Source organism: Gordonia crocea, from assembly GCF_009932435.1.
GTDB lineage: Bacteria > Actinomycetota > Actinomycetes > Mycobacteriales > Mycobacteriaceae > Gordonia > Gordonia crocea.
Genome location: NZ_BJOU01000001.1, coordinates 539732 through 562379 on the forward strand (window position 1 = coordinate 539732; position 22648 = coordinate 562379).

20 protein-coding genes are annotated in these 22648 nt (G+C 70.1%); 3 read left to right on the forward strand and 17 right to left on the reverse strand.

From position 1 onward, the window contains the following. Positions 1-19: 19 nt before the first annotated feature. From nbrcactino_RS02510 to nbrcactino_RS02570, 13 genes are all read right to left on the reverse strand, one after another. Positions 20-1642 (reverse strand): NADH-quinone oxidoreductase subunit M, encoded by a 1623-nt coding sequence (locus tag nbrcactino_RS02510; RefSeq protein ID WP_161925932.1) that lies wholly within the window; start codon positions 1640-1642, stop codon positions 20-22. Further along, positions 1639-3537, reverse strand: a complete 1899-nt coding sequence (gene nuoL, locus nbrcactino_RS02515) for an NADH-quinone oxidoreductase subunit L (RefSeq protein WP_161925933.1) — start codon at positions 3535-3537, stop codon at positions 1639-1641. The genes nbrcactino_RS02510 and nuoL overlap by 4 nt, the downstream gene beginning before the upstream one ends. A gap of 7 nt (positions 3538-3544) precedes the next feature. Continuing rightward, the gene (nuoK, locus tag nbrcactino_RS02520; protein ID WP_161925934.1) at positions 3545-3844 is read right to left on the reverse strand and encodes an NADH-quinone oxidoreductase subunit NuoK; all 300 of its coding nucleotides are present in this window, start codon (positions 3842-3844) and stop codon (positions 3545-3547) included. Then, positions 3844-4644 (reverse strand): NADH-quinone oxidoreductase subunit J, encoded by an 801-nt coding sequence (locus nbrcactino_RS02525; RefSeq protein ID WP_161925935.1) that lies wholly within the window; start codon positions 4642-4644, stop codon positions 3844-3846. The genes nuoK and nbrcactino_RS02525 overlap by 1 nt, the downstream gene beginning before the upstream one ends. Next, the gene (gene nuoI / locus nbrcactino_RS02530) at positions 4641-5192 is read right to left on the reverse strand and encodes an NADH-quinone oxidoreductase subunit NuoI (RefSeq protein ID WP_161925936.1); all 552 of its coding nucleotides are present in this window, start codon (positions 5190-5192) and stop codon (positions 4641-4643) included. The genes nbrcactino_RS02525 and nuoI overlap by 4 nt, the downstream gene beginning before the upstream one ends. After that, a complete protein-coding gene (gene nuoH / locus nbrcactino_RS02535; protein ID WP_161925937.1) occupies positions 5185-6450 on the reverse strand; it encodes an NADH-quinone oxidoreductase subunit NuoH in 1266 nt (421 codons plus the stop codon). Before nuoH ends, nuoI begins: the two co-directional genes overlap by 8 nt. Further along, positions 6447-8831 carry an NADH-quinone oxidoreductase subunit G gene (locus tag nbrcactino_RS02540; RefSeq protein ID WP_161925938.1) on the reverse strand — a complete coding sequence of 795 codons (2385 nt, stop codon included), beginning with the start codon at positions 8829-8831 and terminating at the stop codon, positions 6447-6449. Before nbrcactino_RS02540 ends, nuoH begins: the two co-directional genes overlap by 4 nt. Further along, a complete protein-coding gene (gene nuoF / locus nbrcactino_RS02545; RefSeq protein ID WP_161925939.1) occupies positions 8828-10888 on the reverse strand; it encodes an NADH-quinone oxidoreductase subunit NuoF in 2061 nt (686 codons plus the stop codon). Before nuoF ends, nbrcactino_RS02540 begins: the two co-directional genes overlap by 4 nt. Then, a complete protein-coding gene (locus tag nbrcactino_RS02550) occupies positions 10885-12189 on the reverse strand; it encodes an NADH-quinone oxidoreductase subunit D (RefSeq protein WP_161925940.1) in 1305 nt (434 codons plus the stop codon). Before nbrcactino_RS02550 ends, nuoF begins: the two co-directional genes overlap by 4 nt. Continuing rightward, positions 12189-12881 (reverse strand): NADH-quinone oxidoreductase subunit C, encoded by a 693-nt coding sequence (locus tag nbrcactino_RS02555; protein WP_161925941.1) that lies wholly within the window; start codon positions 12879-12881, stop codon positions 12189-12191. Before nbrcactino_RS02555 ends, nbrcactino_RS02550 begins: the two co-directional genes overlap by 1 nt. Then, positions 12878-13432 (reverse strand): NuoB/complex I 20 kDa subunit family protein, encoded by a 555-nt coding sequence (locus tag nbrcactino_RS02560; protein WP_161925942.1) that lies wholly within the window; start codon positions 13430-13432, stop codon positions 12878-12880. Before nbrcactino_RS02560 ends, nbrcactino_RS02555 begins: the two co-directional genes overlap by 4 nt. Before the next feature lie 4 nt (positions 13433-13436). After that, entirely contained in the window at positions 13437-13796 is a 360-nt protein-coding gene (locus tag nbrcactino_RS02565; protein ID WP_161925943.1) for an NADH-quinone oxidoreductase subunit A, read from the reverse strand. A gap of 180 nt (positions 13797-13976) precedes the next feature. After that, positions 13977-14387 (reverse strand): hypothetical protein, encoded by a 411-nt coding sequence (locus tag nbrcactino_RS02570; protein WP_161925944.1) that lies wholly within the window; start codon positions 14385-14387, stop codon positions 13977-13979. Between the two features lie 51 nt (positions 14388-14438). Between nbrcactino_RS02570 and nbrcactino_RS02575 the strand changes: the two genes are divergently transcribed. Further along, positions 14439-15518, forward strand: coding sequence for an FAD-dependent monooxygenase (locus tag nbrcactino_RS02575; protein ID WP_161925945.1), 1080 nt, complete (start codon positions 14439-14441; stop codon positions 15516-15518). Positions 15519-15542: 24 nt separating this feature from the next. Here the strand turns inward: nbrcactino_RS02575 and nbrcactino_RS02580 are convergent, their stop codons facing one another. Next, a complete protein-coding gene (locus tag nbrcactino_RS02580; protein ID WP_161925946.1) occupies positions 15543-16640 on the reverse strand; it encodes a D-alanine--D-alanine ligase family protein in 1098 nt (365 codons plus the stop codon). Positions 16641-16707: 67 nt separating this feature from the next. Between nbrcactino_RS02580 and nbrcactino_RS02585 the strand changes: the two genes are divergently transcribed. Then, positions 16708-18030 (forward strand): UDP-N-acetylmuramoyl-tripeptide--D-alanyl-D-alanine ligase, encoded by a 1323-nt coding sequence (locus nbrcactino_RS02585; protein WP_161925947.1) that lies wholly within the window; start codon positions 16708-16710, stop codon positions 18028-18030. Positions 18031-18114: 84 nt separating this feature from the next. Here nbrcactino_RS02585 and nbrcactino_RS02590 read toward each other — a convergent pair whose 3' ends face one another. Further along, on the reverse strand, positions 18115-19785 hold the full coding sequence (locus nbrcactino_RS02590) for an alpha/beta hydrolase (RefSeq protein ID WP_161925948.1): 1671 nt from the start codon (positions 19783-19785) through the stop codon (positions 18115-18117). 161 nt (positions 19786-19946) lie between these two features. Continuing rightward, positions 19947-20438 (reverse strand): hypothetical protein, encoded by a 492-nt coding sequence (locus nbrcactino_RS02595; protein ID WP_161925949.1) that lies wholly within the window; start codon positions 20436-20438, stop codon positions 19947-19949. Positions 20439-20498: 60 nt separating this feature from the next. Here nbrcactino_RS02595 and tgt point away from each other — a divergent pair, with 60 nt between their 5' ends. Next, positions 20499-21749, forward strand: coding sequence for a tRNA guanosine(34) transglycosylase Tgt (gene tgt / locus nbrcactino_RS02600; protein WP_161925950.1), 1251 nt, complete (start codon positions 20499-20501; stop codon positions 21747-21749). Here tgt and gluQRS read toward each other — a convergent pair. Then, complete coding sequence (gene gluQRS / locus nbrcactino_RS02605; protein ID WP_228460643.1) at positions 21746-22639, reverse strand: tRNA glutamyl-Q(34) synthetase GluQRS; 894 nt, start codon at positions 22637-22639, stop codon at positions 21746-21748. The genes tgt and gluQRS overlap by 4 nt on opposite strands. Positions 22640-22648: the final 9 nt, after the last annotated feature.

Below are 22648 nucleotides of genomic sequence, written 5' to 3' on the forward strand. Positions count from 1 at the left end.
GCGCCGAGGAAGACAGTGTTCACCGGTGGCCTCCCTGCCGCGGTACGACGGTGCTTGTGGTGCCGGGGGTCGGTGGCGGCGGTGCGACCGAAACCGACTGCAGGGTGTGGTCCACCGCCGGGGTGATGGCGTCCAAGGCGGGTCGGGGCCAGAACCCGAGGATCAAGAGTGCGGCGATCAGCGGGAAGAGCACGAGGCGCTCGCGGGCACGGAGGTCGCCGATACCCTCGGCGCGCGGGGTGACCGGGCCGCCCATCATCCGCTGGTAGGTCCACAGGATGTACACGGCCGAACCAACCAGGGCGACGGTCGCCAGGACGGCGGCCACCGGGTAGCGCCCGAAGCTGCCGATCATCACCAGGAACTCGGAGACGAACGGCGCCAGTCCGGGCAACGACAGGGTGGCGAGGCCGGCCACGAGGAAGACCGCCGAGAGCACCGGGGCGGCGCGCTGCACCCCGCCGAAGCCGTCGATCGCCCGGTTGCCGCCGGGGGCGTCGGCGGCACCCCGCCGTCCCACCAGGAACCCGGCCACGAGGAACAGGGCGGCGGTCGAGATGCCGTGGTTGACCATGTAGAGGGTCGCGCCGGCCTGCGACTGCGGTGTCAGGGCGAAGACGCCGAGCACGATGAAGCCGAAATGCGAGATCGACGTGTAGGTGATCAGCCGCATCAGATCGGTTTGGGCGATTGCCAGGATCAGCCCGTAGACGATGCTGACGACGGCCAGGGCGCTCATCCACGGTGCGAACTTCGTGGCGGTGTCGCCGAAGAGTTCGACGACGAAGCGCAGCATCGCGAACGTGCCGACCTTGTCCATCACGGCCATCATCAGGACGCCGGTGGACGGGGTGCCGGCGACGGCCGCGTCGGGCAGCCAGGCGTGCACCGGCCACACCGGCGCCTTGACCGCGAAGGCGAACAGCAGGGCGCCGCAGATGGCGATCCCCGCCGGACCCCCGACGTCGATCTTCCCGTCGGCGATGGCGGCGGTGAGATCGGTGAGCCCGAAGGTGCCGCGGCCGTCTTCGCCGAGTGAGGCGCGCACGGTCAACACGTACAACCCGATCACCCCGGCGAGCATGATCAGCCCGCCAAAGAGGTTGTACAGCAAGAACTTCATGGCCGCCCGGGCGCGGACAGCACGGTCCAGCTCGCCCCAACCGCCGATGAGGAAGTACATCGGGATGAGCATGGCCTCGAAGACGAGGTAGAACAGCAGCAGGTCGGTGGCGACGAAACTCAGCAGCACCATCGCCTCGACCGCGAGTGTCAGCGCGATGTAGCGGTGGACCGACGAGTCGTCGTCATCGGAACGCCAGGCCAGCAGCAGCAGCGGGATCAGCGCGGTGGTGAGCAGGACCAGGACGAGGCCGATCCCGTCGAGCCCGAGCTCGTAGCGGGCGCCGATCGCCGGGATCCACCGGTGCGACTCGGTGAGGTCGAAGCGCGCGCCGGAGTCGGCGCGGAACGCGACGGTCATCGCGATCGACCAGCCGAGTGTCGCCACCGCGACGGCCAGTCCGGCTCCTCGGGCCCAGCGCCGACGGCGGTCGTCGACGGTCGCGGGCAGCGCGGCGATGGCGATCGCGCCGAGTGCGGGCAGCAACCACAGGACGGTCAGCCACGGTGTCGAGGTCATAGTGCCACCGCCAGGACCACCGCGGCGACGATGACCGCGCCCGAGAGGATGGCGAGCGCATAGGAGCGCACATATCCGTTCTGGGTCTCGCGCAGCAGCCGCGACCCGCCGTCGACGCCGAGCGCGAGTCCGGTTTCGGCACCGGCAAACCCGCGGTCCTCGACGACCCGCAGCGCCGCGGTGAGCTGCTGTCCGGGAACCATCAAGGCTGCTTCGTTGAATCGGTCGCCGTAGAGGTCGGCGCGCGCCGCCCGGGTCAGCGGCGACCCGGCGGGCGCGGTGGCGGGCACCTCGTCGCGGTACATCCGCCAGGCGATCCCGACCCCGACGGCGACGACGGCGAGCACGCCGAGGCTGATCAGCCAGGCCGGGACGGGCAGCTCGTGGTGGGCCTCGCCGGTGATGGGGGCCAGCCAGTCCGCGAGGCGGCCGCCGACGACGAACAGCGCACCGGCCCCGACCGAGCCGAAGGCCAGCACGATCATCGGCCCGGTCATCGACGCCGGGGCCTCGTGCGGGTGTGGGTGCGCCCCGTCGGTCGGCTGCCAGCGCGGCGTGCCGAAGAAGGTCAGGATCATCACCCGCGTCATGTAGAACGCGGTCAGCCCGGCGCCGATCACGGTGGCCGCGCCGAGGACCGGCCCGCGGATGCCGCCGGCGCCGAACGCGGCCTCGATGATGTGGTCCTTGGTGAAGAACCCGGCCAGCGGTGGGATGCCGATGATGGCCAGGTACGCCAGGCCGAAGGTGGCGAAGGTGATCGGCATGGCCTTGCGCAGGCCGCCGTAGCGGCGCATGTCGGTCTCGTCGTTCATCGCGTGCATGACCGCGCCGGAGCCGAGGAACAGCCCGGCCTTGAAGAATCCGTGCGCCAGCAGGTGCGCGATGGCGAACACGTAGCCCGCCGGCCCCAACCCGGCGGCCAGCACCATGTAGCCGATCTGGCTCATCGTCGACGCGGCGAGCGCCTTCTTGATGTCGTCCTTCGCGCAACCGATGATCGCGCCGAACACCAACGTCACCGCGCCGACCACGACGACGGCGGTCTGCGCGGAGGGCGCGTGGTCGAAGACCGGCCCGGACCGCACGATCAGGTAGACGCCGGCGGTGACCATGGTGGCGGCGTGGATCAGGGCCGAGACCGGGGTCGGGCCCTCCATCGCGTCGCCGAGCCAGGACTGCAGCGGCACCTGGGCGGATTTGGCGCAGGCGGCCAGCAGAAGCATCAGCCCGACGGCGGTCAGCGTCGACTCCGGCGCGGTCGCGGTGGCGGCCAGGACGTCGGAGACTCGGAAGGAGCCGAAGTGGGTGAAGATGATCATCAGGGCGATGACGAAGCCCATGTCGCCGACGCGGTTGACGACGAAGGCCTTCTTCGCGGCGGTCGCGGCGGACTTCTTGTACTGCCAGAACCCGATGAGCAGGTACGACGCCAGGCCCACGCCCTCCCAGCCGGCGTACATCAGCACGTAGTTGTCGGCCAGGACGAGCAGCAGCATCGCCGCGACGAACAGGTTGAGGTAGGCGAAGAAGCGCCGGCGGTCGGGATCGTGCGACATGTACCCGATCGAGTAGACGTGGATGAGGAAGCCGACGCCGGTGATGAGCAGGGCGAAGCAGATCGACAACTGATCGAGCCGCAGTGCGATGTCCACCTGCAGCCGGTCCACCGGGATCCACGAGTAGAACCGCACGGTGACCGGCCGGTCCAACTGGTCGCGCATGAGCATCCGCGACCACAGGCAGGCGGTGATCAGAAAGGATGCCCCGACGAGGGCGGTCGACAGCAGGTGGCCCCACCGGTCGGCGCGTCGGCCCAGGATCAGGGTCAAGGCGGCCCCCAGAGCGGGCAGCCCGGGCACCAGGCCCAGCAGTTCGATCGACGTGGCGGTCATCGGCGGCTCACCGGGCCAGCAGATTCGCGTCGTCGACCGAGGCCGAGCGCCTGGTCCGGTAGATGGTCATGATGATCGCGAGGCCGACGACGACCTCGGCCGCGGCGACGACCATCGTGAAGAAGGCGATGGTCTGGCCGTCGAAGGTGCCGTGCATGCGGGCGAAGGTGACGAAGGACAGGTTCGCCGCGTTGAGCATGAGCTCGACGCACATGAAGACCACGATCGCGTTGCGCCGCAACAGGACTCCTGCCGCACCGATGGTGAAGAGTAGCGCGGCGATGTAGAGGTAGTTGGCGGGGTTCATCAGTCGTCGCCCCCGATCGCGGGATCGTCGGTACCGGGTTCGCCGCGCACCGGGCCGCCGCCGAGGGTCTTGTTCACCGACAGGGGCGACGGCGAGCCGTCAGGCAGCCGGGCCGGGACGTCGACGGCGTTGTGCCGGGCGAAGACCCCGGAGGCCGGCAGGGGCGTCGGCGGGACCGGGGAGTCGGCGCGGAACCGGGCCATGGACAGCTCGCGCTGGGTGGGTCGGGCGGTGGTGCGCGGCCGGTGGGCCAGGACCATGGCGCCGAGGGTGGCGGTGATCAGCAGGGCCCCGGTCAACTCGAACGCCCACAGGTATTTCCCGAAGATGAGTCGGCCGAGATCGGCGATGGCCTCGTTGCCGCCGGTCGCCGAGCTGAAGCCGACGAAGGTCGCGAGGGTGGCGTTGGCGATGGCCGCGATCAGCAGCACCCCGAACCCGAGGCCCAGTCCGATGGCGACGAAGCGCTGGCCGCGGATCGTCTCGACCAGGGAGTCGGCGGAGTCAACGCCGATCAGCATGATGACGAACAGGAACAACATCATCACCGCGCCGGTGTACACGACGATCTGCACGATGCCCAGGAACAGCGCCCCCTGCGCGATGTAGAACACCGCGAGGATCAGCATTGTCATGGCCAGGAACATCGCCGAGTAGACGGCCTTGGGCGAGCACACCACGCCCAGTGCGCCGAGGACGACGATGACGCCGAGGACCCAGAACTGCACGGCTTCGCCGGTGGAGGTGCGCGTCAACTCCGCGGCGAGGCTGATGCCCGTCGCCGTGACCGCGCCCGTCATCGGGTCGTCTCCGCCGCGCCCTCTGGGGAAGTCGGGTCCGGGTCTTGGGCCTGCCCGGCCTGCCCGAGGTAGTAGTCGACGGCGCGGGCGGGTTTGTGCTGCGGGGTCGGTTCGGCGCCGGGCGGCGGCGGGGCCAGCAAACGGTCCTTCTCGTAGATCAGGTCGCCGCGGTTGTCGTCGGCGAGTTCGAACTCGTGGGTCATGGTCAGCGCCCGGGTCGGGCAGGCCTCGATGCACAGCGCGCAGCCGATACAGCGCAGGTAGTTGATCTGGTAGACGCGGCCGTATCGCTCGCCGGGTGAGTAGCGCTCCTCGTCGGTGTTGGGCGCGCCTTCGACGAAGATCGCGTCGGCCGGGCAGGCCCAGGCGCACAGCTCGCAGCCGATGCACTTCTCCAGCCCGTCGTCGTAGCGGTTGAGCTGGTGGCGGCCGTGGTAGCGCGCGGCGACCGGTGCCGGTTCCTCCGGGTACTGCTCGGTGATGGGTTCGCGGAACATGCCGCCGAACATGACGCCGAAACCGGCGATGGGTTTACCGAAGTCAGGCATTGGTCACCTCCGGGACGGGGCGGGTCGCGCCGGCGGTGGCGCCGGGCAACGGGGGGACGGGGAAGGCCGGTGACAGCGACGCGGCGGCGCCCGACGAGGGGGCGGCGCGTTCGCGCGGTGCCCGCATTGCGCGCACGATCCCGCCGAGCAGGAGGGCGGCGGCGAGCACCCCGCCGACGGCCAAGACCACCGCGCGGGTGGTGTCCGACGAGTTGAGGGTGGCGGCGCGGATGAGGGCCACCACCATGACCCAGGTCAGCGACGCCGGGATGAGGACCCGCCACCCCAGCCCCATGAATTGGTCGTAGCGCAGCCGGGGCAGCGTGGTGCGCAGCCAGATGAAGACGAAGAGGAAGACCCACACCTTGGCGACGAACCAGAGCACCGGGAGCCAACCGGAGTTCGCGCCGGGGATCAGGCTCAGCGGCCACGGGGCCATCCAGCCGCCGAGGAACAGGATCGTCGCCAGTGCCGCGACCGTCGTCATGTTCACGTATTCGGCGAGCATGAACATCGCGAACTTCAGCGAGGAGTACTCGGTGTGGAAGCCGCCGACGAGCTCGCCCTCGGCCTCGGGCAGGTCGAAGGGTGCGCGGTTGGTCTCGCCGACCATGGAGATGGCGTAGATGATGAACGACGGAAGCAGCAGCAGGATGAACCAGTGGCGGTGCTGGCTGCCGATGATCTCCGACGTCGACATCGTCGATGACAGCAGGAACACCGCGGCGAAGCACAACCCCATGGCGATCTCGTAGGAGATGACCTGTGCGGTGGAGCGCAGGCCGCCCAGCAGCGGATAGGTGCTGCCCGACGACCAGCCCGCCAAGACGATTCCGTACACGCCGATCGAGGTGATGGCGAGGATGTACAACACCGCGACGGGCAGGTCGGTCAGTTGCAGCGGGGTGTGGTGGCCGAACACCGACACCGACGGGCCGAACGGGATGACGGCGAACGCGGTGAAGGCGGGGATGGTCGCGATGATCGGGGCGAGCAGGTAGATCGGGCGGTCCACCCCGGCCGGGGTCAGCCCCTCCTTGAGGGCGAGTTTCACCCCGTCGGCGAGGCTTTGCAGCGCGCCGTGCCAGCCGACCCGGTTGGGGCCGTAGCGCCGCTGCATCCGGGCCATGATCTTGCGTTCGGCGAGGATCGCCACGAGCACGGTCAGCACCAGGAAACCGAAGATGGCAACCGCCTTGGCGACGACCAGCCACCACGTGTCGTGGCCGAAGGACTCCAGCGTCGGGAAGTCGATCACCGGTCCGCCTCCGTCTCGTCGGGGCCGCCGGGGGCGAGGGCGACGACGTCGCCGGGGCGCGCGCCCAACTGCGGGTAGATCTGCGACCCGGGAGAGTTCATCGGGACCCACACCACCCCGTCGGGCATATCGGTGACGACCAGTGGCAGGGTCACCGATCCGGCCCGCCCGGTCACCGTGAGCCGCTGCCCGTCGGCCGCGCCCACACCGGCCGCGGTGGCCGCGGACAACCGGGCCACGGGCGCATGGGCGGTGGCCGCCAGGTTGGGCTCGCCGTCCTGCAGGCGCCCGCGGTCCAGCAACTGCCGCCAGCTCGCCAACAGGGCGTGACCGGCGGTGGGGACCACCGGGGCCGGGCTCGGCGCCGGCGGCAGGTCGGCGCGCTTGCCGGTCCACGCGCCCATCCGCTGCAGCTCGGCGTGGATCTGGGTCGCCGAGTCGCAGCCGAGGTCGATGCCGGCGGCCTGGGCGAGGGCGGTCAGCACGCGGTGGTCCGACATCTGCCCACCGCCGTCGATGGCCGGCCCGAAGGCCCGGGGTCGCCCCTCCCAGTCGACGAAGGTGCCGGCCTTCTCGGCGACCGCGGCGACGGGGAAGACGACGTCGGCGTACTCGGTGACCGTGCTCGGCCGCTGTTCGAGGCTGACCACGAATCCTGCCGTCGACAGGGCCGCGCGGGCGGCGTCGACGTCGGGCAGGTCCTCGACCTCCACCCCGCCGACGACGACGGCGGTGAGCCGGCGCCCGACGAGGGCGTCGAGGAGGGCGGGAGTGCCGCGGCCCGGCTCGGCGGGCAGCTCCGTGCCCCACACGGCTTCGAGTTCGGCGCGGGCGTCGGCGTCGGCGACCGGGCGCCCACCCGGCAACAGGTTGGGCAGGGCGCCCACGTCGGCCGCGCCGCGTTCACCGGCCCGCCGCGGTACCCAGCCCACCCGGGCGCCGGTGTGGTCGGCGACGGTGGCGGCCACCGTCAGGGCGCCGGGACTCAGGGCCAGGCGCTCGCCGAGCAGCAGGATCGCGCCGGGGGTGGCGAGCAGGTCGCGGGTGGCGGGGTCGGCCAGGGCTGCCGCCTCGCTGCCGGGCAGGCAGGGGATCCGGCTCCCGCCGATCTTGACCAGGCCGCGTGAACTCCACGGGGCGATCGAGTGCACGGCGGTGGTCCCCGCGCGGACCGCTTTGCGCAGCCGCAGGAAGATCATCGGCGATTCTTCTTCGGGCTCCAGCCCGGCGAGGACGACGACGGGGGCCTCGGTGAGGTCGGTGTAGGTCACCGTCATCGGGGAGCCGGCGATCTGGTGGGCGAGGAAGTCGGCCTCCTCGTCGCTGCTTGCGCGCGCGCGGAAGTCGATGTCATTGGTGTCCAACACCGTTCGGGCGAACTTCGCATACGCGTAGGCGTCCTCGACGGTGGCCCGGCCGCCGACCAACACGCCGGTGCGCGCGTCGGACAGCCCCTGCGCCGCGACCGCCAGCGCGTGCGGCCAGGACGCCGGGTGTAGGTGACCGTCGGGTCCGCGGACCAGCGGGTTGGCGAGCCGGTCGGGCTGGGTTGCGTACGGGAACGCCCATCGGCCCTTGTCGCAGTTCCACTCGTCGTTGACCTGGGGATCGTCGCCGGCGAGACGGCGCAACACCTTCCCGCGGCGCTCGTCGGTCCGCTGGGCGCAACCGCCGGCGCAGTGTTCGCAGACGCTGGGCGTCGAGCGCAGGTCGAACGGGCGGGCGCGGAACCGGTAGGCGGTGTTGGTCAGGGCGCCCACCGGGCAGATCTGCACGGTGTTGCCGGAGAAGTACGAATCGAACGGGTCGTCTTCGTAGATGCTGACCTGTTGCAGCGCGCCGCGGTCGGCGAGGTCGATCAACGGGTCGCCGGCGATCTCGTCGGAGAAGCGGGTGCACCGGGCGCACAGGACGCAGCGCTCACGGTCGAGCAGCACCTCCGCCGACAGCGGCACCGGTTTGGTGTAGCGCCGCTTGACCCCGTCGAAGCGCGTGTCCGGGCTGGCCGCCGTCATCGCCTGGTTCTGCAGCGGGCACTCGCCGCCCTTGTCGCAGGTGGGGCAGTCCAACGGGTGGTTGATGAGCAGCAGTTCCATCACCCCGTGCTGGGCGCGGGCGGCATCGGGAGAGGTGGCCTGGGTGCGCACCACCATGTCGGCGGAGACGACGGTGGTGCACGAGGCCATCGGCCTGCGCTGCCCCTCCACCTCGACGAGGCATTGGCGGCAGGCGCCGACCGGGTCCAGCAGCGGGTGGTCGCAGAAGCGGGGGATCTCGATGCCCAACATTTCGGCGGCCCGGATCACCAGGGTGCCGGCCGGCACGGTGATCGACTGGCCGTCGATCGTGAGGGTGACCAGGTCGGTCTCCACCGTCGTCATCGGGCACCTCCCCCGTACGTGGTCGACGCGGCCGGGTCGAAGGGGCAGTGCCCCAGGCGCGCATGCTCGATGTACTCGTCGCGGAAGAGCGCGAGCGACGACGTGATGGGTGCGCCGGCCGCGTCGCCGAGTGCGCAGAAGGCCTTCCCGACAATGCTGTCGGTGACGTCGAGGAGCTTCTCCAGATCGCCGGGCCGGCCCTCCCCGGCCTCCAGGCGCTCCATGAGCTGGACGAGCCAGTAGGTGCCCTCGCGGCAGGGGGTGCATTTGCCGCAGGACTCGTGTTGGTAGAACTCGCTCCACCGCAGCACCGCGCGCACGACGCAGGTCGTCTCGTCGAAGAGCTGGATGGCCTTGGTGCCCAACATCGATCCGGCGCCGGCGACGCCCTCGTAGTCCAGCGGCATGTCCAGGTGGTCGGCGGTCAGCAGGGGCGTCGACGATCCGCCGGGGGTCCAGAACTTCAGGTGGTGCCCGGCGCGGATCCCGCCGGCCAACTCCAACAGCTCGCGCAGGGTGACGCCCAACGGGGCCTCGTACTGGCCGGGGCGGGTGACGTGCCCGGACAGCGAGTACAGGGTGAAGCCGGGCGACTTCTCGGTGCCGAACTCGCGGAACCAGTCCGGGCTGTTGCGCAGAATCGCCGGGACGCTGGCGATGGACTCCACGTTGTTGACGACGGTGGGGCTGGCATACAGCCCGGCGACGGCGGGGAAGGGCGGACGTAGGCGCGGCTGGCCGCGGCGGCCCTCCAGCGAGTCGAGGAGTGCGGTCTCCTCGCCGCAGATGTACGCCCCGGCCCCGGCGTGCACGACGAGGTCGAGATCGAAACCCGAACCCAGGATGTCGGTGCCGAGCAGGCCCGCGGCATACGCCTCGTCGACGGCGCGGCGCAGCCGGGCGATCACCGAGGCGACCTCGCCGCGGACGTAGATGAACGCCTGGTTGGCGCGGATCGCGTAGCTCGCGATGATCATGCCCTCGACCAAGGCGTGCGGCGACCCGAGCATGAGGGGCATGTCCTTGCAGGTGCCCGGCTCGGACTCGTCGGCGTTGACCACGAGGTAGTGCGCCTTGCCGCCCTCCTTGGGGGCTTGCGGGATGAACGACCACTTCGTCCCGACGGGGAAGCCGGCCCCGCCGCGGCCGCGCAGACCGGAGGCCTTCACGATTTCGATGACCTCGTCGGGGGAGAGGTTCAGCGCCTCACGCAGCCCGTGGTAGCCGTTGTCCTCGCGGTAGGCGGCCAGCGTCCACGACTCCGGCTGCCCCCACGTGCGGCTCAGCACCGGCACGGTCGCCGGCTCCGGCTTGCGCGGCGCGGGGGTGAAGCCGGCGGGGGTCCCGGCGTCGGCGTCCTTGTTGCTGTCGTTGTCGTCGTCGGGTGTTTGCGCCCCGGCCAGCAGTCGGGAGACCTGCCGGAAGGAGCACAGGGTCGGAACCCCGCGGCTCGGCGGCACTGCGACCCCGGCCCGCAGGTCGTCGACGAGTTCGACGCTGCTCGTCGGCGACTGGTCGTCGAAGAACTCCCAGTTGACCATGACGACCGGTGCGTGGTCGCAGGCCGCGTTGCACTCGACGTGTTCGAGGGTGATCCGCCCGTCGGCGGTGGTTTCGCCGGGGTCGATCCCCAGGTGTTCGCGCAGCGTGGCAAGGATCTCGTCGCCGCCCATCACCGCGCAGGTGGTGTTGGTGCAGACGCCGACGAGGTACTCGCCGGTCGGTTGCTTGCGGTACATCGAGTAGAAGGTGGCCACCGATGCGACCTGGGCCCGCGTCAGGCCCAGTTGCGTTGCGCAGAAACCGATCCCGGCCTTGGTGAGGCAGCTGTCCTGTGCCTGGACCAGGTGCAGCAGCGGCAGCAGCGCCGAACGCGATTGCGGGTAGCGCGCGATGATCGGCGCGGCGTCGGCGGCCAGTGCCGCGGTGACCTCGGCGGGGTACTCGTCGGGGCCGTCGAAGGTGATCACCGGATGCGGCTCGCCCTGGCGGGGCAGCCCCAGCTCGACGGGCACCGGTGCGGTGCGCACGGCGTCGGGGTTCAGTTCGGTGGTCATCGGTCCACCCCTCCCATGACCGGGTCGATGCTCGCGACCGCGGTGATCACGTCGGCGACCATGCCGCCCTCGCACATCGCGGCCACCGCCTGCAGATTCGTGAACGACGGGTCGCGGAAATGAACCCGGTACGGGCGGGTCCCGCCGTCGGAGACCATGTGCACGCCGAGTTCGCCGCGCGGCGACTCGATCGCGGTGTAGCACTGGCCGGCGGGCACGCGAAAGCCCTCGGTGACGAGCTTGAAGTGGTGGATCAGCGACTCCATCGACTGCCCCATGATCTTGGCGATGTGCTCGGGGGAGTTGCCCAGGCCGTCGGGCCCCAGCTCCAACTCGGCCGGCCAACCCAGCTTCCCGTCGTCGACCATCACCGGGCCGGGCTCGGCCAGGCGCTCGACGCACTGCCGGGCGATCCGCAGCGACTCGTGCATCTCCGCGACGCGCACGAGGTAGCGCCCGTAGGAGTCGCAGGTGTCGACGACGGGGATTTCGAAGTCGTAGGTCTCGTAGCCGCAGTAGGGCGCGGCGCGGCGCAGGTCGTGCGGGAGCCCGGTGGAGCGGAGGCACGGCCCGGTGATCCCCAGGGCCATGCAGCCGGTCAGGTCGAGGTAGCCGACGCCCTGGGTCCGCGCCTTCCAGATGTAGTTCTCGGTCAGCAGTGCCTCGACCTCGCCGATCTGGTCCGGCAGGGCGTCGAGGGCGGCGGTGACCATGGCCAGCGCCCCGTCGGGCAGGTCTTGTGCGACCCCGCCCGGGCGGATGTAGGCGTGGTTCATCCGCACGCCGGAAATCTCCTCGAAGACGTCGAGGATGGTCTCGCGCGCGGCGAAACCGAGGAACATCGGCGACATCGCGCCCAGTTCGAGGCCGCCGGTCGCCAGCGCCACCAGGTGCGAGGAGATGCGGTTGAGTTCCATCAACAGCACGCGGATGGTGGTCGCGCGCTGGGGGATGTCGTCGGTGATGCCGAGCAGGCGCTCCACGCCCAGGCAGTAGGCGACCTCGTTGTGGAACGGTGCGAGGTAGTCCATCCGGGTCACGAAGGTGACGCCCTGCGTCCAGGTCCGGTATTCGAGGTTCTTCTCGATCCCGGTGTGCAGATAGCCGATGCCGCAGCGCGCCTCGGTGACCGTCTCGCCGTCGATCTCCAGGATCAGGCGCAGCACGCCGTGCGTCGACGGGTGCTGCGGACCCATGTTGACGACGATGCGCTCCTCGCCCGGTTCGGCGGCGGCACGCTCGCGGACGGCGGCGACGACCTCGTCCCAGTCGCGCCCGGTGACTCCGATGGTGCTGCTCATCAGTGGTAGGACCTCCGGCGATCCGGCGGCGCCACGGTCGCGCCCTTGTATTCGACGGGGACGCCGCCCAGCGGGTAGTCCTTGCGCTGCGGATGGCCCTCCCAGTCGTCGGGCATCTCGATGCGGGTCAGGCTGTGGTGGCCGTCGAAGACGATGCCGAAGAAGTCGTAGGTCTCCCGTTCGTGCCAGTCGTTGGTCGGGTAGACGCGGCAGAGGCTGGGGATGTGGGGGTCGGCGTCGGGGGCGCAGACCTCCAGGCGCACCACCCGGTTGTGGGTGATCGACTGCAGCGGGTAGACGGCGTGGAGTTCGCGCCCGGTGTCGTCGGGGTAGTGGACGCCGGAGACGCCGCGGCACAGCTCGAAGCGCAGGTCGGGGTCGTCGCGCAGCACCCCGGCGACGATCGGCAGGTACTCGCGCGTGATGAAGACGGTCAGTTCCCCGACGTGGACCTGGGCCTTCTCGATCGCGGCGTCGGGGTTGACCTCGCGGCGGGCCAGGCCGGTGCGCAGCGCGTCGAGCAGGTCGTCGAAGTATCCGCCGAACGGCGGTTGGGTGGTCCCGCCCAGTTCGACCTCGCGGACCAGTCGCCCATAGCCGGAGGTGTCGCCCGAGCCGTCGGCGCCGAACAGTCCGGCCCGGGTGGTGATGGTCTCCGGCTCGGAATCCGGCCGGTGTCGGATCCCGCTCATCGGAGCAGGCCCTTGAGCTCGATGGTGGGGCGCGAGTCCAAGGCGGCCTGCTCGGCGGCGGCGATCGCCTCGGCGCGGTTGGCGCCCAGCGGCATCTCCTGGATCTTCTCGTGCAGTTTGAGGATCGCGTTGAGGAGCATCTCGGGCCGGGGCGGGCAGCCGGGCAGGTAGATGTCGACGGGGACGATGTGGTCGACGCCCTGCACGATCGCGTAGTTGTTGAACATGCCGCCCGAAGAGGCGCAGACCCCCATGGCGAGGACCCACTTCGGCTCGGCCATCTGGTCATAGATCTGGCGCAGGACCGGTGCCATCTTCTGGCTCACCCGGCCCGCGACGATCATCAGGTCGGCCTGCCGCGGGGAGGCGCGGAAGGCCTCCATGCCGAATCGGGCGAGGTCGTAGCGGCCCGATGTCGTCGCCATCATCTCGATCGCGCAGCAGGCCAGACCGAAGGTGGCCGGCCAGAGGGAGCCCTTGCGCATGTAGCCGGCGAGTCCTTCGACGGTGCTGAGCAGGAAGCCGCTGGGGACCTGTTCCTCGATACCCATCGGCTCAGTCCCAACTCAGTCCGCCGCGGCGCCATTCGTAGGCGTAGGCGACGGAGACGTTGAAGACGAACAGGGCCATGGCCGCCAGCCCGAACCAGCCGAGCGAGTCGAAGGCGACGGCCCACGGGTAGAGGAAGACGATCTCGATGTCGAAGATGATGAACAGCATCGCCGTGAGGTAATACTTCACCGGAATCCGTTGCACCGCACGGTCTTGCGGGAGCGGTTCGATGCCGCATTCGTAGGCGTCGAGCTTGGCGCGGTTGGCCCGGCGGGGCCCGACAAAGGACGCGATGCCGACCGAGACAACGGCGAATGCGGTCGCGATTATCCCGAGCACGAGGATCGGTAGATAGGCGTTCATTGTGTGACTCACCTCCGCGTGGGAGTGGCTGTGTGACTTGTATCTCACACTACCCACGGGGCGCGGATCGTGCGCCGATTGGCGATTGCCGCGCGTCGAGTCCCGTCGACTGGGCCCTCATTCCTGCCGAGTGGGCCCTCATTCCTGCCGACTGGGCCCTCATTCCCGCCGACTGGGCCCTCAGGCCTTGGCGCCGAGCAGCTCCACCATCGTCGACGCGAGCTCCACCGGGTCGACGGGAAGGCTGGCCGTCGCGTCGGCGCGCGACCAATCGGCGAGCCACCGGTCGGCCTGCCGTGCGATGAGGACGAGCAGCAGGGGACAGGGGTCGTACTCATCGCGGATCTGCTTGGCCAAGCCCATCCCCCCGACCGGCGTGGCCTCGCCGTCGAGGATCACGACGTCGAGCTGGTTCTGGTCCAACCGGCCCAGGACGGCCGGTCCCGTCGCCAACTCGGTGAAGACGAGTTCGGGCAGGTCGGGGCGCAGGGTGGTGCCGATCGCGGTGATGACGTGTTCACGCGTCCGGGCGTTCGGCGAATAGACGCCGACGCGCAGCGCGATCCGGGGCGTGTCGGATGGGGCACTCACGAGGCCGATGCTAGCCGCGGCCGCGCGGCGGTGATGACACAATCGGGGACCATGCCGCCTTCCCCGCGCCCGCGTGCCGCTGTTATCGGCGGCGGGATCTGTGGGCTGGCCAGTGCAATCGCGCTGCGGGGGCGCGGTTGGGATGTCATCGTTTTCGAAGAGACGGCCAGTGTCGTCGTCGGGGCGGGTATCACCCTGTGGGCCAACGGGCTCGCGGCATTGGACGCGATCGGGGTCGGCGACGCCGTGCGGGCCGCGGGCAACGATCTGACCCAGGTGCGCATCCTCGACCACACCGGGCGCGAACTCCTCCGCCAGACGAGCGAACCGGGATCCATCGTCGCGCTGCACCGTCGGGATCTGACAGCCGCTTTGCTGGCGGCGTTGCCGTCCGGGGTCGTGACCACCCGAACACCGGCGAGCATCGTCGACCCAGAGAGAGGGATCGTCGAGGCGGCGGAAACGACGGCTCGGTACGACCTGGTCGTCGCGGCCGACGGCGTCCACAGCCGAACGAGGCTGCGGTGGTGGCCGTCGGCCGGGGAACGCGACTGCGGTATCCGCGCCTGGCGGGCCGTCGTCCCCGGAGCCGCCGAGGAGGCGGTGACCGTGTGGGGGCCGTCCGGCGAGTGCGGGATCCTTCCGCTCCCCGACGACACGACCTACGTGTTCGGGGCGTCGCGAGGACGGGCCCGGGAGGCGGGGGTGGCCTACTTCTACGAGTGGGTGGAACCGGTGCCGTCGCTGTTGCGCGCGATGGCGTCCCCGGCCGTGCACGACCTCACCGACGTCGACCCGGTGCGCCACCCGGTGCGCGGGCGGACGGTGCTGCTCGGCGACGCCGCGCATGCGATGCGGCCGCACCTCGGACAGGGTGCGGGGCTCTCGCTGGAAGACGCCGTCGTGCTGGCCGCCCACTGCTCGCCCAGCGGGTTCGACGGGGATGGATTCGTGCGTGCCCGTCGTCGACGATGGGCGACGACGGCGTGGTTGGCCCGCCGCGCGACGACGCTGATGATGCCGCCGAACCGGGTCGTCGCAACCGCCCAGCGGGTGGTGTCGACCGTGCCGGATCGCGCGATGCGCGGCGTCGTCGACCGGTTGGCCCGATGGCGACCCCCGTCGTCATGAGACGCGGTCGCGGCCGGGCCGGGATCAGCGACTGGTCGAGAAGCCGGATCGGCGGGCGTGCGCTTCGATCGCCAGCTCGACGAGCCGGTCGATGAGGCCCGAGTACGACAGGCCGGTGGCCTCCCACATCTTCGGGTACATCGAAGCCGGGGTGAAGCCGGGGATGGTGTTGATCTCGTTGAGCAGCCAGCCGCGCCCGGGGCCGTCGCGGTAGGACTCCTCGTAGAAGAAGTCCACCCGCGCCAAGCCCCGGCACCGCAGCGCGCGGTAGCAGCGGACGGCCAACTCGCGGACCTCGTCGATCGCCGACGACGGCAGATGGGCCGGGATCTGCAGCGCGGCGTTGCCGGTGACGTACTTGTCCTCGTAGTCGTAGAACTCCGACCCCGGCAGGATCTCGCCGGGCAGCGACGCCTTCGGGTCGGCATTGCCGAGTACCGCGACCTCGATTTCGCGGGCGGTGATGCCCTCCTCGATGACCAGCACATCGTCGTAGGCGAGGGCGGTTTTCAGTGCGACGGCCAGCTCGGCCTCGTCGTGGGCCTTGGTGATCCCGACCGACGACCCCATGTTGGCGGGCTTGACGAATACCGGCAGTCCCAGGTCGTCGACCGCGGCGGTAATGGTCTGTTGCTCGTCGTCGATGCCGTCGCGGTGCTCGATCCACCGGCATTGGGGGATGTCGCGGTAGGCGGCCACGTCCTTGGCCATGGCCTTGTCCATGCAGACCGCCGAGCCGAGGACACCCGATCCGACGTAGGCGATGCCGAGCAGTTCGAGTAGCCCCTGGATGGTGCCGTCCTCGCCGTGTGGACCGTGCAGCAGGGGGAGGACGACGGTGGTCGCGGTGCCGTCGCCGAGCAAGGTGGCGACGGGTTCGACCGCCGGCCCAACCGGGTCCAACGAGTTGCCGAGTGGGCGGTCGTCGGCCAACGCGGCAATCGCTTCCGACGGTGCCACCCATGTGCCGTCGCGGGTGATCCCGACCGGGACCAGCTCGTAGCGCGAGCGGTCTGCGGCGGCGAGAACGTGGGCGGCGCTGATGCAGGAGATGTCGTGCTCGGCGGAGGCGCCGCCGAACAGGACGACGAGGCGCAGCGGGGTCTGTGCGGCGTCGGGCATGGCCGCAACATTACGGGGGCGCCCACAGCGATGCGAGGTCGGCCGACCGGTGCCGTAGCGTGGACGCGTGCAATTCACCACCGCAGACCTCGCCGCCGCCACCGGCGGCACCGCGACCGGCGCCGACGTCACCGTCAACGGTGCGAGCATCGATTCGCGCACCCTGGACCGGGGGCAGCTTTTCGTGCCGATCGTCGCCGAGCGCGACGGTCACGAATTCCTCCCCGCGGCCTTGGCCGCCGGCGCTTCGGCATACCTGACCAGCCGCGACGACACGCCCCCGCCGGACGGGGCGGCCGCGATCCGCGTCGACGACACGGCGCTGGCCCTGCGAGCGCTTGGCCGGGCAGCCCGGGCCCGGATCGGCGAACGCGTCGTCGGGGTGACGGGTTCGGTGGGCAAGACCTCGACCAAGGACCTGCTGGCCGGCGTCCTCGCCTCCACCTATCGGACGACGGCGAGCGCCAAGTCGTTCAACAACGAGCTCGGCTTGCCGCTCACCCTCGTCGGGGCCGAGGACGGTACCGAGGCTGCGGTGTTGGAGATGGGGGCCCGCGGGGTCGGGCACATCGCCACGCTGTGCGAGATCGCGTCGCCGACGGTGGGCGTGCTGACCCGCGTCGAGGCGGTGCACCTGGAAAACTTCGGTTCCCTCGAGGCGGTGGCACAGACCAAGGGGGAGTTGGTCGAGTCGCTTCCGGCCTCCGGTGTCGCCGTGCTCAACGCCGACGACGAGAACGTCGCCGCGATGGCCACGCGCACCGCCGCGCGGGTGTTGACCTATAGCGCAGCCGGCGCGTCGGCCGATCTCACCGCGGCCGACGTCGTGCTCGACGATGAGCTGCGCGCATCCTTCACTCTGCATTCGCCGTGGGGGAGCGTGCCGGTCCACCTCGGTGCGCGCGGCGAGCACCAGGTCGGTAACGCGCTGGCCGCCGCTGCTGCGGGCGGGTCGCTCGGCGTCGGACTCGACGGCATTGTTTCGGGGCTGCGCAGTGCCGCCCTGTCGGGGCTGCGGATGGAGTTCTCGCAGACCGATTCCGGGCTGACGATCATCAACGACGCCTACAACGCGAACCCGACGTCGATGACGGCGGCGTTGCAGGCATTGGTCCGCGTCGACGTCCCGCGCCGGGTGGCGGTGTTGGGCACGATGGCCGAGCTCGGCGAGGATGCGGCCCTCGCCCATCGCGAGATCGCCGAGCTGGCGTCGTCGCTCGGCGTCGACGTCGTCGCGGTCGATGAGCCGCGCTACGGCGACGGCGTCGTCCACGTCGGGGATGCGGCGGCCGCCGCGGACTATCTCGCTTCGCTCGACGCGCCGTTGGCAGTGCTGGTCAAGGGCAGCCGGGTCGCGGCGTTGGAGCGGGTCGTCGAGCTGCTCGGCTGAGCCGCTGGGCCCAGTCGGTGAAATTCTGGGCCCAGTCGGCGGAAAACAGGGCCCAGTCGGCGGGGATGAGGGCCCAGTCGGCGATTAGCCGTCGCGCTTGAGCAGCGGAACCAGGCGCTGGGTCTTCTCCGGCGTCCAACCCTCCGGCTCGAGGATCTTGGCCCAGGAGAACGGGATCGCCCGCAGGTAGTGGTGACCGTGCGTGTCGGGCACGTTGACCGCCACCGCCATGTCGGCCGACACCTGCAGGAAGCTCACCACCGGGATCCAGTGCATCGCGGGCAGCACGTCGCGCCCGCGGGGCTCTTTGAGCCAATCCGGCTCGCGGAACAGCAGGCCGGGATTCCACCAGGTGATCGGGTCCGAGGCGTGCTGGATGTACACGATGCGGTTACCCGGCCACGGTGCGTCGGGGCGCCCGAGATCGGTCTCGTCGGCGATGAACCGGACCTGCTTGCCCTTGCCCCACACCGGCATCACCTCGGGCGAACCGTCATCGCGGTCGAGGGTGGTGTCGAGCCACAGCTGGTTGTTGAACGTCGGGCCGGTGAACAGGGCGCCGTCGGTGCGGGCGGCGATCGTCGGGATCGACCCGAAGGGGGACTCCCCGGCGAAGCTGCCCAACGATTCGCCGAACACGACGAGCTTGGGGCGCTGCGCCTCGGGGATCTCGCGGACCTTCTCGCTGACCGCCTCGAACAACTGGATGCCGGCCTGGCGGGCGCGTTCCTTGTCGACCAAGAAAGAAATCCAGCTGGGCAGGTACGAGTACTGCATCGAGACGAGCGCGGTGTCGCCGTTGTACATGTACTCGAGCGAGTCGATGTAGGCCTTGTTCAGCCAGCCGCTTCCCGTCGACGACCCGACGGCGATGACCTTGCGCTTGAGCCCGCCGGTGCGTTCGAGTTCGGCGACCGCGGCGTCGGCGATGGCACCGAGGTCGGGGGCCGAGTCGAGGCCGGCGTAAACCCGGATGGGTTCCATGGCCGGGGTGCCGTTGAACGCGGTGAGCTGGGCGACGGTCGGACCGTCGGCGACGTTGGAGCGGCCCTCCCGGCCCAGCGAGTCCCAACTGACCGTCGACCCGGGTCCGCCGGAGCGCAACGTCGAGGTGGGCGCCGAGGTATCGGCCTTGGTCTCGTTGTTGGCCGCCGCGAAGGAGTTGTTGAGCACCTTCATGACGTTCTCGACGAGCACGCCGTTGACCAGTGCGACGGTCAGTGCGACGACGAGCGCGCCGCCCACGACCGTCGCCAGCCGCGGCGGGACCAGGTCGCGCAGCAGTGCGATGACCCAGCGCAGTCCGATGCCCCAGAACTTGCCGATGGCCATCAGCACCGGGAAGGCGACGAAGGCGACGGCGAGGACCTTGGGGATGGCGGAGTACCCGATGCGGTCGACCCCCATCAGGTCGCGCAGGTCGTTCTGCCACCGGACGTACCAGTAGAACATCACCGCCGCGTCGAACACGGCGACGAAGGCCAGCGCCCACCACCAGAACCGCTGCGGTTTCGGCCACGGTTCACTGCGCGAGACCATGAACCGGGCCAGCCAGGTGATCAGCACGCCGAGCGCATAGCCCACGGCTGCCGCACCGCCGGAGATCACGCCCTGGAAGAACCAGCCGCGCGGTAGGAGCGACGGGGTCGCCGACGCCAGCAGCAGGACCAGCGCCCCGACGAGTCCGCCGTAGGACAAGTACGTGAGCCGTTGGCGCAACGTTCTTCTCGGCCGGTGCGGCGCGGTGCTGGTCATGGCGTTCCTTCGGTTGTCGAGCCCGTGGGAGCGGGTGATTCGGACAACCTACCAAGCGCCGAGCGTCGGGCGTCAGGCTGCTGAGAAACCTCCCCAGGCGAGCGCTCGGGGGAAGTCTGCCCCCGGCGGATCACCCGGGGAACATTTTCCGCAGCGGGCTCTCAGTTGGGGAGTTGGAAGACGAAGGTGTCCTCACCCTTGGCGCAGGCGGCGAGGATGTTTTCCGAGGCCGACGGCCCGCACGTCCAGCCCTGCACGGTCTGCTTGCGGCCGCTGGCGATCATCGGGCCGTATTCGTCGGCCACCTTCTTGGCGGTGTCGCACCGGATCTTGCCCTTGAGGATGACCAGTTCGAGCGCGCCGTCGGGACCGCGGGTCGCCCCGCACTTGGTACCGGGGACGTCGGGCACCTGGCGGTCGGCCGGAATCGAGGTGGGCGAGCCCACCTTCGACGGGTTGGGCCCGGGAACGACGGCCACCCCGGACTTGTCGGTGCTCGACGCCGGAGCACTGGTGGCCGCCGGCGAGCCGGACGTGTCACTCGGGGCGGTCGTGTCGTCGGTGCCGCAGCCGAACAGGACCAGGCCTGCGGCGCCGAGGACGACGGCGGTGCCGGTCGCGCGCGTGATCAGGGTCTTGGTACTTGCCAACATGGGATCCAGGGTAGCGAAGCACCCCTTAACTTTTGATGAATCTTGCGGCAGCCTGCGAGAATGCCCGACGTGACTGCTTCGCAAACCCGGTTCACCGTCGGCACCCGCATGGACTTGGGTCTGGGGCGCACCGGGGTGATCTCCACCCCGCATGGCGACATCGCCACCCCGGCCTTCATCCCGGTCGGGACGAAGGCCACCGTCAAGACGGTGGTGCCCGAGGCGGTGGCGCAGCTCGGCGCCCAGGCGGTGTTGGCCAACGCCTACCACCTCTACCTGCAGCCGGGTCCGGCGATCGTCGACGCGGCCGGTGGGCTCGGGGCCTTCATGAACTGGCCGGGCCCCACCTACACCGACAGCGGCGGGTTCCAGGTGATGTCGCTGGGCGTCGGCTTCAAAAAGGTCATCGAGATGACGGCGGGCCACCGTCCCGACGATGAGAAGATCGCCGAGGGCAAGGAGCGGCTGGCCGCCGTCGACGACGACGGGGTGACCTTCAAGTCCCACATCGACGGGACGACCCACCGGTTCACCCCGGAGCTGTCGATGCAGATCCAGCACCAGCTCGGGGCCGACATCATCTTCGCCTTTGACGAGCTGACCACCCTGATGAACACCCGTGGCTACCAAGAGAATTCGTTGGAGCGGACCCGGTTGTGGGCGATCCGCTGCCTCGCCGAGCACAACCGGCTCAGCGTCGAGCGGTCCCACCGACCGCAACAGTCGCTGTGGGGTGTGGTCCAGGGCGCCCAGTACGAGGACCTGCGGCGCAAGGCGGCGCGCGACCTCGCCGAGTTGGGGGCCCGCGACGAGGCCGACGGCGGCAAGGGCTTCGGCGGGTTCGGGATCGGCGGGGCCCTGGAGAAGGACAACCTCGGCACCATCGTCGGCTGGGTCAACGCCAAACTGCCGGAGGACAAGCCGAAACACCTGTTGGGCATCAGCGAGCCCGACGACATCTTCGTCGCCATCGAGAACGGCATTGACACCTTTGACTGCGTGTCCCCGACCCGGGTGGCGCGCAACGGCGCGATTTACACCCGAGACGGCCGGGTGAACATCACCAACGCCCGCTTCCGCGACGACTTCTCGCCGCTCGACGCGGAGTTGAGCAACTACACGACGCAGTACACCCGCGCCTATCTGCACCACCTGTTCAAGGCGAAGGAGGGGCTGGGCGCGACTCTGGCGACACTGCACAACCTGTCCTTCGTCGTCGAGATGGTCGACGGCGCCCGCCGCGCGATCGATGACGGCACCTACCCCGAGTACCGCGACGACTTCTTGGGCCGGTACTACGCCAAGCGTTAGACCTCGAAGATCCAGGCCCGACGGGGGAGGACCGCGGGGTCGAAGCGTGCCAGGAGTTCGCCGCTGGTGACCGACTCGTCGGCATCGGCCAGGTTCACCGAACGTGCCATCAGGTCGAGCACCGTCTGCGTCGAAACACCCTGGGCGGCAAGGTCCTTCAGTGTCACCGCGCCGTCGCGCTTGGACAGTCGGACGTCGTCGGCGTTGACCACCAATGGGACGTGGGCATAGGTCGGCGCTACCCAGCCGAGCAAGGTCGCGAGATAGGCCTGCCGCGGCGCGGAGGCCAGCAGGTCATCGCCGCGCACGACCTGGTCGACGCCGGTTTCGGCATCGTCGACCACCACGGCGAGGTTGTATGCCGGGGTGCCGTCGCCGCGGCGCAGCACGAAGTCGTCGACCGCGCCGGTGTAGTCGCCGTGCAGCTCGTCGTGGACGGTGAACTCGCCGACGTCGGTCCGCAGCCGGATCGCCGGCGGCCGGCCCGCGGCCCGTTTCGCCTCGAGTTCCACCGCGCTCAACCGCAGGCAGGTCCCCGGGTAGGCGCCTTCCGGAGCGTGCGGCGCCCGCGGGGCCTCGAGGATCTCGCGGCGCGTGCAGAAGCATTCGAAGGTCCGCCCCGCCGTGGTGAGGGCGGCGACCACCTCGTCGTACCGGTCCCGCCGCGACGATTGGAACAGCACCGGGAGATCCCAGTCGATGCCCAGCGCGGCGAGGTCGGCGAGTTGGGCCTCGGCGGCGCCGGGGACGGTGCGCTCGTCGAGGTCTTCCATCCGCATCAGGAATCGTCGACCGGTGCTGCGTGCGAACAGCCACGCGACCAGCGCGGTCCGCAGGTTCCCGACATGCAGGTCTCCCGACGGGGAGGGGGCATAGCGGCCGGCCGACACATCGGTAAC

Bases quoted from the DNA above. Each gene is read 5' to 3' on its own strand.
- nuoK (WP_161925934.1), bottom strand. From the start codon at position 3,844: ATGAACCCCGCCAACTACCTCTACATCGCCGCGCTACTCTTCACCATC.
- nbrcactino_RS02595 (WP_161925949.1), bottom strand. From the start codon at position 20,438: ATGTTGGCAAGTACCAAGACCCTGATCACGCGCGCGACCGGCACCGCC.
- tgt (WP_161925950.1), top strand. From the start codon at position 20,499: ATGCCCGACGTGACTGCTTCGCAAACCCGGTTCACCGTCGGCACCCGC.
- nbrcactino_RS02565 (WP_161925943.1), bottom strand. From the start codon at position 13,796: ATGAACGCCTATCTACCGATCCTCGTGCTCGGGATAATCGCGACCGCA.
- nbrcactino_RS02540 (WP_161925938.1), bottom strand. From the start codon at position 8,831: ATGACGACGGTGGAGACCGACCTGGTCACCCTCACGATCGACGGCCAG.
- nbrcactino_RS02580 (WP_161925946.1), bottom strand. From the start codon at position 16,640: ATGCCCGACGCCGCACAGACCCCGCTGCGCCTCGTCGTCCTGTTCGGC.
- nbrcactino_RS02590 (WP_161925948.1), bottom strand. From the start codon at position 19,785: ATGACCAGCACCGCGCCGCACCGGCCGAGAAGAACGTTGCGCCAACGG.
- nuoI (WP_161925936.1), bottom strand. From the start codon at position 5,192: ATGCCTGACTTCGGTAAACCCATCGCCGGTTTCGGCGTCATGTTCGGC.
- nbrcactino_RS02560 (WP_161925942.1), bottom strand. From the start codon at position 13,432: ATGGGTATCGAGGAACAGGTCCCCAGCGGCTTCCTGCTCAGCACCGTC.
- nbrcactino_RS02525 (WP_161925935.1), bottom strand. From the start codon at position 4,644: ATGACGGGCGCGGTCACGGCGACGGGCATCAGCCTCGCCGCGGAGTTG.
- nbrcactino_RS02510 (WP_161925932.1), bottom strand. From the start codon at position 1,642: ATGACCTCGACACCGTGGCTGACCGTCCTGTGGTTGCTGCCCGCACTC.
- nuoF (WP_161925939.1), bottom strand. From the start codon at position 10,888: ATGACCACCGAACTGAACCCCGACGCCGTGCGCACCGCACCGGTGCCC.
- nbrcactino_RS02575 (WP_161925945.1), top strand. From the start codon at position 14,439: ATGCCGCCTTCCCCGCGCCCGCGTGCCGCTGTTATCGGCGGCGGGATC.
- nbrcactino_RS02555 (WP_161925941.1), bottom strand. From the start codon at position 12,881: ATGAGCGGGATCCGACACCGGCCGGATTCCGAGCCGGAGACCATCACC.
- nuoL (WP_161925933.1), bottom strand. From the start codon at position 3,537: ATGACCGCCACGTCGATCGAACTGCTGGGCCTGGTGCCCGGGCTGCCC.
- nbrcactino_RS02550 (WP_161925940.1), bottom strand. From the start codon at position 12,189: ATGAGCAGCACCATCGGAGTCACCGGGCGCGACTGGGACGAGGTCGTC.